13 protein-coding genes and 2 tRNA genes are annotated in these 14,126 nt (G+C 52.1%); 10 read left to right on the forward strand and 5 right to left on the reverse strand.

What is annotated here, in order from left to right; genetic code table 11:
• The first annotated feature begins 140 nt into the window (after positions 1–140).
• Together ACT3TF_RS03925 and ACT3TF_RS03930 are read left to right on the forward strand one after the other, a co-directional pair.
• On the forward strand, positions 141–1,175 hold the full coding sequence (locus ACT3TF_RS03925) for a succinylglutamate desuccinylase/aspartoacylase family protein (RefSeq protein WP_444671624.1): 1,035 nt from the start codon (positions 141–143) through the stop codon (positions 1,173–1,175).
• A gap of 201 nt (positions 1,176–1,376) precedes the next feature.
• Positions 1,377–2,837, forward strand: coding sequence for a catalase (locus ACT3TF_RS03930; RefSeq protein ID WP_096281469.1), 1,461 nt, complete (start codon positions 1,377–1,379; stop codon positions 2,835–2,837).
• 38 nt (positions 2,838–2,875) lie between these two features.
• Here the strand turns inward: ACT3TF_RS03930 and dusA are convergent, their stop codons facing one another.
• Together dusA and ACT3TF_RS03940 are read right to left on the reverse strand one after the other, a co-directional pair.
• Positions 2,876–3,913, reverse strand: coding sequence for a tRNA dihydrouridine(20/20a) synthase DusA (dusA, locus tag ACT3TF_RS03935; RefSeq protein WP_444671625.1), 1,038 nt, complete (start codon positions 3,911–3,913; stop codon positions 2,876–2,878).
• 327 nt (positions 3,914–4,240) lie between these two features.
• Positions 4,241–4,678 carry a DUF2501 domain-containing protein gene (locus tag ACT3TF_RS03940; protein WP_441684560.1) on the reverse strand — a complete coding sequence of 146 codons (438 nt, stop codon included), beginning with the start codon at positions 4,676–4,678 and terminating at the stop codon, positions 4,241–4,243.
• A 106-nt stretch (positions 4,679–4,784) separates the two neighbouring features.
• Here ACT3TF_RS03940 and ACT3TF_RS03945 point away from each other — a divergent pair, with 106 nt between their 5' ends.
• Positions 4,785–4,913 (forward strand): hypothetical protein, encoded by a 129-nt coding sequence (locus tag ACT3TF_RS03945; RefSeq protein ID WP_255249108.1) that lies wholly within the window; start codon positions 4,785–4,787, stop codon positions 4,911–4,913.
• A 100-nt stretch (positions 4,914–5,013) separates the two neighbouring features.
• On the opposite strand, the gene ACT3TF_RS03950 is transcribed toward ACT3TF_RS03945, so the two are convergent.
• A complete protein-coding gene (locus ACT3TF_RS03950; RefSeq protein WP_096281463.1) occupies positions 5,014–5,820 on the reverse strand; it encodes a sulfite exporter TauE/SafE family protein in 807 nt (268 codons plus the stop codon).
• Positions 5,821–5,967: 147 nt separating this feature from the next.
• Between ACT3TF_RS03950 and ACT3TF_RS03955 the strand changes: the two genes are divergently transcribed.
• Positions 5,968–6,552 (forward strand): hypothetical protein, encoded by a 585-nt coding sequence (locus ACT3TF_RS03955; RefSeq protein ID WP_441684556.1) that lies wholly within the window; start codon positions 5,968–5,970, stop codon positions 6,550–6,552.
• 5 nt (positions 6,553–6,557) lie between these two features.
• Here ACT3TF_RS03955 and ACT3TF_RS03960 read toward each other — a convergent pair whose 3' ends face one another.
• A complete protein-coding gene (locus ACT3TF_RS03960) occupies positions 6,558–7,082 on the reverse strand; it encodes a helix-turn-helix domain-containing protein (protein WP_096281458.1) in 525 nt (174 codons plus the stop codon).
• Between the two features lie 283 nt (positions 7,083–7,365).
• Between ACT3TF_RS03960 and gltX the strand changes: the two genes are divergently transcribed.
• The 3 genes from gltX to ACT3TF_RS03975 all read left to right on the forward strand — a co-directional run bounded on the left by gltX (position 7,366) and on the right by ACT3TF_RS03975 (position 9,155).
• Positions 7,366–8,847, forward strand: a complete 1,482-nt coding sequence (gene gltX / locus ACT3TF_RS03965; protein WP_096281456.1) for a glutamate--tRNA ligase — start codon at positions 7,366–7,368, stop codon at positions 8,845–8,847.
• 129 nt (positions 8,848–8,976) lie between these two features.
• Positions 8,977–9,052: transfer RNA gene (locus tag ACT3TF_RS03970), tRNA-Ala, on the forward strand.
• A gap of 27 nt (positions 9,053–9,079) precedes the next feature.
• Positions 9,080–9,155 (forward strand) — tRNA-Glu (locus ACT3TF_RS03975).
• Positions 9,156–9,832: 677 nt separating this feature from the next.
• Here the strand turns inward: ACT3TF_RS03975 and gltA are convergent.
• The gene (gene gltA / locus ACT3TF_RS03980; protein WP_096281452.1) at positions 9,833–11,119 is read right to left on the reverse strand and encodes a citrate synthase; all 1,287 of its coding nucleotides are present in this window, start codon (positions 11,117–11,119) and stop codon (positions 9,833–9,835) included.
• 501 nt (positions 11,120–11,620) lie between these two features.
• Between gltA and sdhC the strand changes: the two genes are divergently transcribed.
• The 3 genes from sdhC to sdhA are packed head-to-tail and all read left to right on the forward strand — an operon-like array spanning position 11,621 to position 14,115.
• Positions 11,621–11,998: a succinate dehydrogenase, cytochrome b556 subunit gene (gene sdhC / locus ACT3TF_RS03985; RefSeq protein ID WP_217990287.1), complete on the forward strand. Its 378-nt coding sequence runs from the start codon at positions 11,621–11,623 to the stop codon at positions 11,996–11,998.
• Positions 11,992–12,339 (forward strand): succinate dehydrogenase, hydrophobic membrane anchor protein, encoded by a 348-nt coding sequence (gene sdhD / locus ACT3TF_RS03990; RefSeq protein WP_096281448.1) that lies wholly within the window; start codon positions 11,992–11,994, stop codon positions 12,337–12,339. The genes sdhC and sdhD overlap by 7 nt, the downstream gene beginning before the upstream one ends.
• 3 nt (positions 12,340–12,342) lie before the next feature.
• Entirely contained in the window at positions 12,343–14,115 is a 1,773-nt protein-coding gene (gene sdhA / locus ACT3TF_RS03995; protein WP_427046949.1) for a succinate dehydrogenase flavoprotein subunit, read from the forward strand.
• Positions 14,116–14,126: the final 11 nt, after the last annotated feature.

The following is a 14,126-nucleotide window of genomic DNA, read 5'->3' on the forward strand; positions in this document are numbered from 1 at the left end:
TGTATGGATAATTCAGCTATCGCATAGAGAGAAGGGTTAGGCTCGTTATTTTGCAGCGTCAGGCGTATAAAAAGGCAATGGAATGGATCCGTATTCACTGAGACAGCGTGAAGCATCATCGTTAAAACAGGACTTTAAGCATGCCGCGAGCACCTTTTCAACTGGGCGAGCACACCATTATGCCCGGCCAGCGTTTACAAATAGATGTGCCAGTCGCGCGTTTATATACCCATACGCCGCTTCATATCCCTGTGGAGGTCGTGCACGGGCGCAAGGATGGCCCTGTTTTGCTGGTTTGCGGTGGTATTCATGGCGACGAAATCAACGGCGTGGAAATTGTTCGCCGGGTACTGCGCGCCAAAGCGATTAATGGCATTCGTGGCACACTGATCGCAGTGCCGGTGGTCAATGTATTTGGTTTCTTACAGCAAACGCGCTATTTGCCTGATCGGCGTGATCTTAACCGCTGCTTTCCGGGCAGTGAGTCAGGCTCGTTAGGTGCTCGGATTGCCGCTTTATTTCGCGAACAAATTGTTGATCACGCCACGCATATTATTGATCTGCATACCGGGGCGATTCACCGTACGAACCTGCCGCAAATTCGTGCACAGCTGCGCCCAGGCAGTGAAACCGAGCGCATGGCAGATGCTTTTGGCGCTCCCGTGGTGCTTAACGCTGAGCTGCGCGAAGGTAGCCTACGCCACTACGCGCAGAGCCGTGGTATTCCAGTATTAACCTATGAAGCCGGTGAAGCGCTGCGCTTTGATGAGTGGGCGATTGCACCCGGTGCCCGCGGTGTACTGCGCGTTATGCGGCGTTTAGGCATGTTGGCCGGTGAGCAGCGCCGCCGCACGCCAGCGCCTGCTGAACTGGCCAACGGCTCAAGCTGGGCAAGGGCGCCTATCGACGGTATTTTGCGCCCCAAGGTGCGCCTAGGCGCGCGCGTTGCCAAAGGTGAGGTGCTGGGCAAAGTGGCCGACCCTTTTGGCAATGAAGAGGGCGAAGTACGCGCGGTGGCAGATGGAATTGTGATTGGGATGAGCCGCTTGCCGCTGGCTAACGAAGGTGAAGCGCTATTTCATATTGCCCGTTTCGATGAAATTGAGGAGGCTGAAACGGCCATCGAAAGCTTTAACTCAAGCTTGGTGCCGCCCACGGATTCTTTTTCTTTTTAGCTGCCTATACATAAAAGCTATTGGTTTGATAGAGAAGTGATAGCCGCCATACATGGAAAGTTGGCGGCTGATTGGCTATACCTAAGGGTGGGCTTTGTTAGCGGCTACATTGATAACAATGAAAATTAATAGCCAAGCTTTCATCGTACTCGAACGAGTGGCGGTCAAACGCCACGTCTACCGTGACATGGAGGAAAAGCGATGACGAGCGATAAACCTAAGCACACCACAACGGATGCGGGCATACCGGTTAGCAGTGACGAACATTCGCTCTCAGTCGGGCAAGATGGCCCTATTGTGATGCACGACCACGCCCTGATGGAGCAAATGGCGGCGTTTAACCGTGAAATGATCCCTGACCGTCAGCCGCATGCCAAGGGCAGTGGTGCCTTTGGGCATTTTGAAGTCACCCACGATGTTAGCAAATACACCAAAGCCAAGTTTCTGCAGAAAGGCACTAAAACCGATGTGCTGATCCGCTTTTCGACGGTAGCAGGTGAAAGCGGTAGCCCTGATACATGGCGTGATCCACGCGGTTTTTCGGTGAAGTTTTATACCGAGGAAGGCAATTTCGACATGGTGGGTAATAACACCCCCGTGTTTTTTGTGCGTGATCCCATGAAGTTTCAGCACTTCATTCACTCACAAAAACGTCGCGCCGATAACGGCCTGCGTGACCATGATATGCAGTGGGATTTTTGGACGTTGTCACCTGAATCGGCTCACCAGGTAGCTTGGTTAATGGGAGACCGTGGCGTGCCTGCGACATGGCGGCATATGAATGGCTATTCTAGCCATACCTATATGTGGGTTAATAATGAAAGTGAGCGGTTCTGGGTGAAGTATCACTTCAAAACCGACCAGGGCATCAAGTGCATGACCCAGGAACAAGCGGATAAAATGGCCGGCACCGACGCCGACTATCATCGCCGTGATCTATTTGAAGCCATTCAACGTGGCGAGCACCCCACCTGGACACTGCAAATGCAGATCATGCCCTTTGAGGATGCCAAAACCTATCGCTATAACCCCTTTGATCTCACCAAGGTGTGGCCCCACGACGACTATCCATTGATGGAAGTGGGTAAGTTAACCCTTAACCAAAACCCCACCGACTTCCATACCCAAATCAATCAGGCCGCGTTCGAGCCTAACAACATGGTGCCGGGCACCGGCCTTTCACCCGACAAGATGTTGCTGGCGCGTTCTATCTCGTATGCCGATGCACATCGGGCGCGTTTGGGCGTTAACTACAAGCATATCCCCGTCAATATGCCCATAAGCCCAGTCAATAGCTATACCCAGGGTGGTGCCATGCGTATGCATCACGCGACAGACCCTGTCTATGCGCCGAACAGCAAAGGTGGCCCTAAAGCCGATGTTGAGCGTTTTCCAGAAGATGCCGTATGGGCCACCAGCGGTGAGTTGGTACGTGCAGCTTATACCCTGCGCAAAGACGATGATGACTGGGGTCAGCCCGGTACGTTAGTTCGCGATGTAATGGATGATGCCGCGCGTGATCGTTTAGTGTCCAACGTCGTTGGGCATCTTTCAGGCGGCGTCAGCGAGCCAGTGCTTGAGCGTGCGTTTGAGTATTGGCGCAATATCGACCAAGACGTAGGTGATCGCATCGCTAAAGGCGTGAAAGGCGGCCAGCCGTAATGCTGTAAATACTCGGCCCGCCGCCTGAACGTTGGTCGCTAAACAGGCATGGGGGCGGGCTGGGTGTCTTCGGTCTCTGGCTCACGCACTAAGCTTAATGCTTCATCAAATAGGCGCAATCCTGCGCCTTCTTTATGTGCGTGTTCTGACAAATGACGCCGAAACCGCCTTCCGCCTGGGCAACCTTGAAACAGGCCCAGCAGGTGGCGGGTAATATGATTCAGCTTGGCGCCTTCGTCTAAGCGCTGCTGAATATAAGGCCGGAAAGCGTTCGCGGCATCCAAGCGGCTCTCCGCCGGGCCTTTCTCACCAAACAGCTGCTCATCAACACCGGCCAGTAGCCATGGGTTTTGATACGCCTCGCGGCCCACCATAACGCTGTCCACAAGGGTGAGCTGCTCTTGGCATTCGGCGAGTGTTTTAATCCCGCCGTTAATACCGATATGCAGTTCAGGGCGGCTCTGCTTTAAACGATGAACTCGGGGGTAGTTAAGCGGCGGTATATCACGGTTCTGCTTAGGTGATAAACCTTGTAGCCACGCCTTACGGGCGTGAACGGTAAATACCTCGCAGCCAGCGTCAGCGACAATCGCAATAAACCGCTCAAGATCTGCGTCTTCATCCTGATCATCAATGCCAATACGGCACTTCACCGTGACAGGAATAGACACCGCCGCCTGCATTGCCCGCACGGCGTCCGCTACCTTTTCGGGGTAGCCCATCAAGCACGCGCCAATCATGTTGTTCTGCACGCGATCGCTTGGGCAACCCACGTTCAGGTTCACCTCATCATAACCCCACGCCTCAGCAATCGCCGTGCACTCCGCCAGCTCACCGGCATCGCTGCCGCCTAGCTGCAGCGCAAGCGGGTGCTCCACCTCGTTATAGCCTAAGAAGCGCTCACGGGGCGTCCCGTGCAAAATCGCACCAGTCGTGACCATCTCGGTATACAGCAGCGCACGCTTGGTTAGTGTGCGGGCAAATGCTCTGTAGTCGCGGGTCGTCCAATCCATCATGGGGGCCACAGAAAAAAGCCGGCCCCGATCTGCACTATTTTCTTTAATTAAATTAGTCATTTAGTAATGCTTTGGCCGCACGGAATGCAGCATTATTGCCTCTTTAAGCCGTAATTAACGCATTGGGTGTGTCTACAGTGTACCAAGTAAGGATACTGGGCGAGGTCCCAAAAAAACTGGGTACATTTTGAGATCTTTTCAGCAATGGCGCTTTGTATACGCGCCATTGTACGTAAGAAAGGGTGCCCAGCACAGAGCAAGGGATACCGTTAATCTAGGGTGTTGAGGAGGGCTAATTGATCTTCAAAGGGTATTGGGCTTGCTGTTTTTCGGCAAGCCCGCTTTACGCATTATCTTGTAGAACAAAGTATTTGTCGTTGAGGTGGGTTATCCACCAGCAAACGACATTGCTTGGTCTGCTGCCATGCCGCAGGCGCGTTCGCCGACTTGGTCGCCTAAGGCGCTTAAGTTGAAGGACTCACCGTCGCCTTGAAGCATACCAGACAGGCCCTCTTGGTAGCTTTGGTTTTCTTCCGGCTCAGATTCAAGACCTAGACGTGACATAACCTGACTTTTGGCGATATCTGCATTACTACCTAAATACCCGTTTTCCTGACAATAGTTTAAAACGCCGGTGAGGTTCTCAAGATTAGCGAAATTGAACGAGCCACTTGAAAGTGAACTTAATAGGTTGCTGCTGCCTCCGCTGGAAGCCATATTGCTTGCGCGATCAGTTACGCTATTGATATCGAAAGCGTATGCTTGGCCCGCTAGAAGTATGCTTACTAATCCTGTGGTTGCGATAGATTTAATGCGCATAGCCATATAGTTCTCCGATCATATTGAAAATTCTAAGGTTGGTTATGTTTGATGGACATTTCGAACCGAGGAACAGTTCCATCATGCTAACCTACTGGTGACCCATGATGGTGTGATTCGACTGCTTTGTCGTGAAGTGCTGACCATGGAGAATGTTGATGTGGGCGGCTATGGTTATCTGGTACTGCGAATTGAGGCGGGCCAATATCAAACCCTGGAGAAGCATGACATCGCTTTTTAGACACGCTAATAACAAAAAAACGATGCCGGTAAGTTCTTCCTCTGCTTGAGTGAGCTAGTGGTTAGTGTAGGCATCTGTACTAAACGTCGCATTATGTGCATTAAGCCGTAAACACCGCATATACCATCTGCAGGGCCAGCCCCATCAGCAGGAAGGCGAATACTCGTTTGAGTAGCGCCACGGGCAGCTTGTGGGCGAGCTTTGCGCCGATAGGTGCCATGAGGATGCTGAAGGGCGCCATTAATAGAAAGGCGGGCAGATAAACAAAGCCTAGCGTTGCGTCGGGTAGGCCCGAAACGCCCCAGCCATTGATGATGTAGCCAAGAGCACCCGCCAGCGCGATGGGTAAGCCTACGGCTGCCGAGGTACCTATGGCGCGGGGAAGCGTGACGTTGCACCAGGTGAGGAAGGGGACCGTCAGCGAGCCGCCGCCGATGGCGACCAGCGCCGAAATGCCGCCGATACCTAACCCCACTCCGCTTACGCCAACGGGGCTAGGCAGGCTGCGGCTGGGTTTAGGCTTAACGTTTATCAGCATTTGAATCGACATCAATACCATAAAGCAGGCGAAAAAAATCGCCAGGCTGCGAGTAGGAATAAGTGCGGCAACAAAGGTTGCAAAAAAAGTACCCGCTAATATGCCTGGGGTAATAAAACGCACGATATCCCATCGAACCGCCCCGTGCCGATGGTGGGAAAGTAAGCTTGCGGTGGAGGCTGGGATAATAGCCGCCATAGCGGTGCCTAGGGCTAAGTGGGCAAGGTGCTCATGAGGCACGCCTTGAAGCACGAATAACGAGGTGAGAATCGGCACCATAATGCCGCCGCCACCGATGCCTAATAAGCCCGCCATGAGGCCAACAAAACCGCCCAAAGCCACATATGCCACCCACCAAATGATATCCAAAGCTGCTGCTCCTGAAAGTGTCTTGTTAGCACGATAAGCACATTGTACCGGAAGTAGAGCGTGCCGCGGATTCAAAAAGGCGTATTCCGCTGTGGCGGCCGCTATGCAGTGGTAAGCTGCAGGCTAGGTAACGTTTTGGGAGTTCGTATGGGCAATATAATAAATCGCGCTGGCGTATTGATCGTGTCTGCTGCGCTACTGGCTGGCTGTGGAGAAACTGAGCCGCCGGCCAGTGACACGGTAGCGACTGCGCAGCCTGAGCAAGCACCCCCTGAGTCATCCGCGGTAGAAGAAGACGTTGCGCCGCTTATTGTCGAGCTATCTACACATGTATCGCTGCGCACCGATCGGCGCTTAATGGTCGAGGGTGAAAGCAATTTGCCTGACGGTACTCAGGTACGAATTATTGTCGAACGTGAGATCAGCCGAGTGCGCTGGCAAGCACGCACCCAGGTAGAAGGCGGGCTATTTTCAGCGGGGCCATTTGGTTCAGGTAGCGGATTACCCGATGGTGGTTACGACGTGCGTGTTGATGTTTCAGAGGGCAGTGTTCAACCCGTCGCGGTACAAGCAGTCATTGGTCACAATGGCCAGCACCTGGCGGGAGAGCTTGTCAGTCAATCCCGCCATGGGCTGGGCCAAGTGGCCACCTACTCACGGCGCTTTTTGGTAGGGAGTGAACCAAGACGCACGCGTGACCAGGTGGAGGTGCTAGAGAGTCCGGGGAGGTAGACGCTTTAGGCAGGATGCCAGTGGGCTAACAGTACTGCGTGGATGGCAGTATCGCTTGGAGCCTTGGCGAAGTGCTCGATCACGAAACGATCGTCGCGCTGTACAACGTAATGCCCCGCTTTGTGGAATACATGCGTTGGGCCAAGCAACAGTAAATCACCCGGGGTGGCCGGTGAAAAATCTGTATCAGGACCCGGCGTGGTCATAACGCACGGTGCTTTCCAATCAATCGTCATGGGCAGGTGATTGGGGACTCTTATTTTCGTTGCTTGTACCTGTTCCCAGGGGAGTGGGCCGGTATGCGTCAACGTTAAAAGCTCAGGAGCACTATCACCTTCTAAGAGCGTTGCCAGGGAACAGTCAAGGGCATCAGCAAGCGCAACTAAGCGTTCGTGACCGATCTGTTTGATCGCCCCGGATTCCCAATAAGAAATGGTGACATCTGACACGCCAACTTTGCGTGCCAGCGCTGCTTTGTTGAGCTTGGCTCGAAGCCGCAATTGCTTTATTCGTGAGCCTAGCGATTCCATTTCATCTTCCTGTTGAATGAGCTAACAAGCTCGTTGAGTTCCATCCACTAAGAATAGTGGCACTATAACCAAGCGTTATATCTTAACTCACTCTTGAGATGCTCACTCAAGATGTTGCTGCAGTGCCGTATTAATCGATCTTTACTTAGCACGTATTAAGGGGCATGCAACATTGAGCCCACCTTATGACGCTTTTGGACGCCAATTGTTCCCTGCGCGACGCTGTAGGTTGTGGCTAAGGTGGGTATAATATGGCCATGCATATTTGCCATAGGACGTTTTCATGACCGTACGTACTCGTATCGCACCTTCTCCCACCGGGGATCCACACGTTGGTACGGCATACATAGCGCTTTTTAATCTATGTTTTGCGCGTCAGCATGGCGGCCAATTTATTTTACGTATTGAAGACACGGATCAAGTGCGCTCCACGCCTGAGTCGGAGCAGATGATTCTCGACTCTTTGCACTGGCTGGGCCTTGAATGGGACGAAGGCCCTGATGTCGGTGGCCCTCATGGCCCGTATCGGCAGAGCGAGCGTGGCGAAATTTACGCGCAGCATGTTCAGCAGCTCTTAGACGCGGGGCATGCGTTTAAGTGCTACCGCACCAGTGAAGAGTTAGATGACCTGCGTGAGGCACGCAAAGCGGCGGGTATGCACTTGGCATTGAAATCCGCTGACTTAGCGCTCGATGAGAGTGAGCTAGCGCGCCGCCGGCAAGAGAACTGGCCTTTTGTGGTGCGTATGAACGTGCCTGCTGAAGGTGTTTGCGTCGTCAATGACATGCTGCGTGGCACTATTGAAGTGGATTGGGCCCAGGTCGATGCACAGATACTGCTTAAGTCAGATGGCATGCCGACCTATCATTTGGCTAACGTTGTCGACGACCATTTGATGGGCATTACTCACGTACTGCGCGGTGAGGAGTGGATTAATTCCGCACCTAAGCATCAGTTGCTGTATGAGTATTTTGATTGGGAAATGCCGGTGCTGTGTCATATGCCGCTGCTACGCAACCCTGATAAATCTAAGCTTTCTAAACGTAAAAATCCGACGTCGATTAATTATTATCGCCGTATGGGCTTTTTGCCCCAGGCCGTTACCAATTATTTAGGTCGTATGGGATGGTCAATGCCTGACGAGCGTGAAAAATTTAGCTTGTCAGAAATGATCGCTGATTTCGATGTGACGCGTGTGTCGCTGGGTGGCCCGGTCTTTGATTTAGAAAAATTGACGTGGCTGAACGGTGTTTATATCCGTGAAGACTTGGATGACGATGCATTGTTGAAAGCGCTGCGCGAATGGGCCTTCAACGAAGCGTACGTGAAGCAAATCCTGCCTCAGTTGCGGCCCCGGGTCGAAACGCTTTCCGAAGTAATGCCGCTCGCCGGTCATTTCTTTGCAGGCCAGCCAGCGTTAACAAAGCATTCATTTGATAGCGTGAAGCTTGATGAAGAAGAGCTGGTTAAGCTGCTTCAGTTCCTTGTTTGGCGCTTTGAGGGCGTTTCAGCATGGGATAAAGAGGCGTTGCTTGACGAGGTAAAAACGCTGGCCGAGCATTTTGAGTTGAAAATGAAGGTGTTCCTCGCGCCGGTATTTATTGCTATCACTGGCAGTACTTCCAGTACCTCGGTGATGGATGCGATGGCGATTCTCGGCTCTGACATTACTCGAGCCCGCTTGCGTGGTGCCATTGACGTGCTAGGCGGCGTTTCGAAAAAGCAGGCCAAGCGTTTTGAAAAAGAGTTTCGTGATATTGCGTAACAACTCATTAAGATAGCCATGGCGAAAGCGCCTGTTTTTGTCACTGATCTTGTCAGAACTAAATAGACGTTTTCGCTGTTGACCAAGATGATCATAATCAGTATTATACGCTCCGTCTTCGCGACATGTGGGGCCTTAGCTCAGCTGGGAGAGCGCAACACTGGCAGTGTTGAGGTCAGCGGTTCGATCCCGCTAGGCTCCACCATCTTGATTCGTGAATTCACGTAGTAATGTCCCATTCGTCTAGTGGTCTAGGACACCGCCCTTTCACGGCGGTAACAGGGGTTCGAACCCCCTATGGGACGCCATCAAATCGATATCCCCTGATTCCTGTTTGTTTTTTCTAGCAATGAGTCTCCTCATCTGCTGGTTTTTGGCATCTCTGTCGTTCACAAAAAAGCTACAAATCGATCTTTTTTAGACGATTTTATGCTTGACTTGTCCACTTTTTCTGATCCCTTCTAAAAGTTGTGCACAACTCGTTGTTGTTGACGCAAAAAACTTGAACATAACTTTAAAATGTTAAAAAACAACAACTTACCATAGGTCAAAAAATGACCAATTTAAGGTTGGCCCACTGTTCATGGCGATTTCGGGACGTTTTGTAGTGGTTGTGAACAGGGTTATCCACAGATAGTGTGGAAAACATTTTTCTGGATGCTAGCCCTCAAAAGTCAAGCGCTATTGATGCTTAAAAGTGCCTTAATCGCGTGGCCCAATAGTCTAATGCCGCTGGCTGAAAAAGATGATGGGCTATGCTGCTTAGGAGTCGCAATGGCTGTTGCGTTAACGGGCGAAAGGCGGGCTCTAAGAGGCGATCGTGTTAAAGGCGTGCAGCCGGTAGCGATTTATCCTGCATAGCCTCTGGTGAAAAGAAGGGCTTGAATGTCGGGTGGTGGGATCAGCTCATGCGAAAAAGGCCACCCGTAGGTGGCCTTTTTCGCATTGCTATCAACCTAGCAGAGGTCGATTTATTTTTGCTGGCTTATTTCGTTGGGTAGTCACGCTTATCGTGGCCGATATACAGTTGGCGCGGACGACCGATTTTGTAGCTTTCACTCAGCATCTCGTGCCAGTGTGAGATCCAGCCAACGGTGCGGGATACCGCAAAAATCACGGTAAACATATTGGTTGGAATGCCCATCGCTTTCAAAATGATGCCGGAATAGAAATCAACGTTCGGATACAGCTTGCGCTCAATGAAGTATTCATCTTCCAGGGCGATCTGTTCCAGGCGCTTGGCGATTTTGAGCTGTGGGTCGTCAGCCATGCCTAGCTCGGCGAGTACCTCGTCACAGGTTTCTTTCATCACCTTGGCGCGCGGATCGAAGTTGCGATAAACGCGGTGACCGAAGCCCATTAGCTTGAAGGGGTCTTCTTTATCCTTGGCCTTATCAACAAAGCGCTGGATATTCTCTTCGGAATCGTCACCAATTTCGTCAAGCATTGCTAGTACGGCTTCGTTGGCACCGCCGTGAGCAGGGCCCCACAGTGCAGCGATGCCGGCGCTAATGCAGGCGAACGGGTTGGCGCCTGTGGAGCCTGCAAGGCGTACTGTCGAGGTAGAGGCATTTTGCTCGTGGTCCGCATGCAGCATGAAGATGCGGTCCATGGCTTTCGCGTATACCGGATTGATCTTGTACTCTTCGCACGGGTTGCTGAACATCATGTAGAGGAAGTTCTCTGCATAGCTCAGGTCATTGCGCGGATAGTTGAACGGTTGGCCAACGTTATACTTGTGTGACATGGCCGCCAGCGTCGGCATTTTCGCAATGAGACGGATGGCACTAATCTCGCGGTCTTCTTGCTGAGTGATGTCCATATGGTCATGGTAGAAGGCCGCTAAGCCGCCTACAACGCCGCACATAATAGACATCGGGTGCGCGTCACGGCGAAACCCTTTGAAGAAGTTATTAATCTGGTCATGAACCATGGTGTGATTGCGAATACGTGATTCAAAATCTGCGTACTGCTCTTCACTGGGCAGCTCGCCAAATAGCAGGGTGTAGCTAAGCTCAACAAAATTGGATTCTTTGGCCAGTTGATCAATGGGGTAGCCGCGATGCAGCAGTACGCCCTGACCACCATCAATATAGGTAATGGCAGACTGGCAGGAAGAGGTGGCCATAAAGCCGGGGTCGTAGGTGAACAGGCCTTCAGCACCGAGCTCACGTACGTCGATGACGTCGGGGCCAAGTGTGCCGGAGTACATAGGTAGCTCGATCGGTTTGTCGATGCCGTCTACCGTCAGTGTCGCTTTCCTGTCAGCCATGCAGGCCTCCTTTCGAATTCGGGTTGGGACGTAAAGTCATTGCTGCGCATGCCGCGCCGGCGAAAAGGCCTGCCCACTATAGAAGTGTGCGACATTTTGTCAATTATCCGATGCGCTAGGCGTAAGCTGTGCAGATATAATTGTTGTGAATGGTTTTTGTATAAGATTGAAAAAAGCCTACAATATGTGAAGGCGTCAAAAATCACGAATAGATTATCATAGTACGTTAACAAGCTTATCAATCTGCTAATCTATGGACACTATAACCATGCTGCAGCGCAAAATCGACTCGGTCTAAACGGATTTTTTTCCTACAGAGTCGACTTATGCCTGAGTTCGGTTTGTAAGCGAGGGCGAAGGTTCTTATAATCCACGGCGCGCGACCGGCAGGTAGGTGGTCGTGCCCGACTTGGCAACGGCCGAGCCCCTTCCAGCAACCACTGCCCGCTCGGGCCATGCCCGACCTGTCGCAGAGCGGGCCAAGAGAGTGTGTATAAAGCCGTGAATAGCAAACGACCCGTAAACCTAGATCTATCTACAATACATTTCCCACTACCGGCATTGACGTCGATCACACACCGCATCACGGGTGTCATCCTGTTCGTTGGCCTGATTTTCGCTTTTTGGGCGCTAGGTAAGTCATTGTCATCTCCGGCGGGTTTTGACGCCGTTAGCAATGCGTTAGCCAATAATTTCTTGGCTAAGTTCATTGCTTGGGGGCTGTTGTCCGCCTTGGCATTCCATTTTGTCGCCGGTATTAAACACCTGCTGATGGATGCCGACATTGGTGTGACCCTTGAGGGTGGCGTGAAAAAGGCCCAGATCACCGTCGTGGTCAGTGCCGTTCTGATTATTTTGGCAGGAGTTTGGGTATGGTAACTAACATCACTAGCTTTGGCCGTAGTGGGCTTTCTGACTGGCTGATGCAGCGCGTATCCGCGGTGATTCTGGCTCTTTATACGGTCTTTATCGTCGGCTTCTTGCTGTTTAATCCGAACCTTGATTATTACGCATGGAGCGGCCTGTTCAACCAAACGTGGATGCGAATTTTCTCGCTATTGGCCTTTATCGCCATCGCGGCACACGCCTGGATCGGCCTGTGGACCGTAACCACTGACTATCTTAAGTCTACTTGCCTGCGCATGGGTGCCCAAGCTGTCATTATTTTGGGTATTTTCGTGTATTTGGTGTGGGGCATTCAAATTCTGTGGGGAGCTTGATACATGTCTAATCTGCGTAGCCTGACGTTTGACGCCATTATTATTGGTGGCGGTGGCGCTGGCCTGCGAGCCGCTCTAGAGCTTGCGAAGTCCGGCAAAAAGACGGCCGTGTTATCAAAAGTTTTCCCGACGCGCTCTCACACCGTTTCTGCCCAGGGCGGCATTACTTGCGCGATTGCATCTGATGATCCGAACGATGATTGGCGCTGGCACATGTACGATACCGTTAAAGGCGGCGACTATATTGCTGACCAAGACGCGGCTGAATATATGTGTTCCGAAGGCCCGAAGGCGGTGTTTGAGCTTGAGCACATGGGGCTGCCGTTCTCGCGCTTAGATAACGGCCGCATTTATCAGCGTCCGTTTGGCGGCCAGTCTAAAAACTTTGGTGAAGGTGGCCAGGCTGCACGCACCTGTGCCGCGGCTGACCGTACCGGCCACGCGTTGTTGCACACCCTGTATCAGAACAACTTGAAGAACAACACAGTGTTCCTCAATGAGTGGTACGCGGTAGATTTGGTTAAAAATGCTGACGGTGATGTGGTTGGCTGCATCGCTATGTGCATCGAAACCGGTGAAGTGGTTCACGTTAAATCGAAAGCCACCGTACTGGCGACCGGTGGTGCGGGCCGTATTTACGCCTCCACGACCAATGCCTTGATCAATACGGGTGATGGCATTGGCATGGCAATGCGCGCCGGTTTTCCGATGCAAGACATGGAAATGTGGCAGTTCCACCCGACCGGTATTTACGGCGCGGGTACGCTGGTCACAGAAGGTTGTCGTGGTGAAGGTGGCTACCTGATCAATAAAGACGGCGAGCGCTTTATGGAGCGTTATGCACCGAACGCCAAAGATTTGGCCGGCCGTGACGTGGTTGCTCGTTCGATGGTCATGGAAATTTTGGAAGGTCGTGGCTGTGGTGAGAAGGGCGATCACGTCTTCTTGAAGCTTGACCACTTGGGCGAAGACGTTCTTGGTAAGCGCTTGCCGGGTATCGTTGAGCTTTCTAAGACCTTTGCTCATGTCGATCCTGCTACCGACCCGATTCCGGTCGTACCGACCTGCCACTATATGATGGGCGGTATTCCCACCAACATTCATGGCCAGGCGATTACACAAGACGAAAGCGGTAACGATCATATCGTTAACGGCCTATTCGCTTGTGGTGAGGCAGCGTGTGTATCTGTTCACGGTGCTAACCGTCTGGGCGGCAACTCACTGCTTGATTTGGTGGTCTTTGGCCGTGCCGCGGGTATGTTCATCGAAGGTGCACTGAACGAAGGGATCGACTACCTGGATGCCTCTGAGTCTGACGTTGAGTTGGCAATGAAGCGCATCAATCGCTGGAATGAGTCGGAAGGCGGCGAAAGCATTCCTGAGCTAAAAGCTGAGCTTCAGGAAATCATGCAGACCTCCTTCGGCGTATTCCGCGAAGAGAAAAACATGCTAGAAGGCGTCGAGAAGCTAGCGCAGCTGCGTGGACGGATCGGTAATGCCTACCTGCCGGATAAGTCCAATGCCTTCAACACTGCACGTGTGGAAGCGCTGGAGCTTGATAACTTAATGGAAGTGGCAGAAGCGACGGCGATCGCTGCCCTTGAGCGTAAAGAAAGCCGTGGCGCCCACTCGCGCTATGACTATCCAGACCGTGATGATGTCAACTGGCTGAAGCACTCGCTTTACTTCCCGCTGACTAAGCAAATGAAGCAGCGCGACGTTAACTTCAAGCCGAAAACTGTTGATACGTTCGAACCGAAGGTTCGTACCTACTAAACTCCGCATTG

This window comes from Halomonas sp. AOP25-F1-15, assembly GCF_052378675.1.
Lineage (GTDB): Bacteria > Pseudomonadota > Gammaproteobacteria > Pseudomonadales > Halomonadaceae > Vreelandella > Vreelandella casei.

What these genes read in the sequence shown, in the direction of transcription:
- gltA (WP_096281452.1), bottom strand. Translation starts at nt 11,119, where the DNA reads ATGGCTGACAGGAAAGCGACACTGACGGTAGACGGCATCGACAAACCG.
- ACT3TF_RS03925 (WP_444671624.1), top strand. Translation starts at nt 141, where the DNA reads ATGCCGCGAGCACCTTTTCAACTGGGCGAGCACACCATTATGCCCGGC.
- ACT3TF_RS03955 (WP_441684556.1), top strand. Translation starts at nt 5,968, where the DNA reads ATGGGCAATATAATAAATCGCGCTGGCGTATTGATCGTGTCTGCTGCG.
- ACT3TF_RS03930 (WP_096281469.1), top strand. Translation starts at nt 1,377, where the DNA reads ATGACGAGCGATAAACCTAAGCACACCACAACGGATGCGGGCATACCG.
- ACT3TF_RS03960 (WP_096281458.1), bottom strand. Translation starts at nt 7,082, where the DNA reads ATGGAATCGCTAGGCTCACGAATAAAGCAATTGCGGCTTCGAGCCAAG.
- gltX (WP_096281456.1), top strand. Translation starts at nt 7,366, where the DNA reads ATGACCGTACGTACTCGTATCGCACCTTCTCCCACCGGGGATCCACAC.
- sdhD (WP_096281448.1), top strand. Translation starts at nt 11,992, where the DNA reads ATGGTAACTAACATCACTAGCTTTGGCCGTAGTGGGCTTTCTGACTGG.
- ACT3TF_RS03940 (WP_441684560.1), bottom strand. Translation starts at nt 4,678, where the DNA reads ATGGCTATGCGCATTAAATCTATCGCAACCACAGGATTAGTAAGCATA.
- sdhA (WP_427046949.1), top strand. Translation starts at nt 12,343, where the DNA reads ATGTCTAATCTGCGTAGCCTGACGTTTGACGCCATTATTATTGGTGGC.
- dusA (WP_444671625.1), bottom strand. Translation starts at nt 3,913, where the DNA reads ATGACTAATTTAATTAAAGAAAATAGTGCAGATCGGGGCCGGCTTTTT.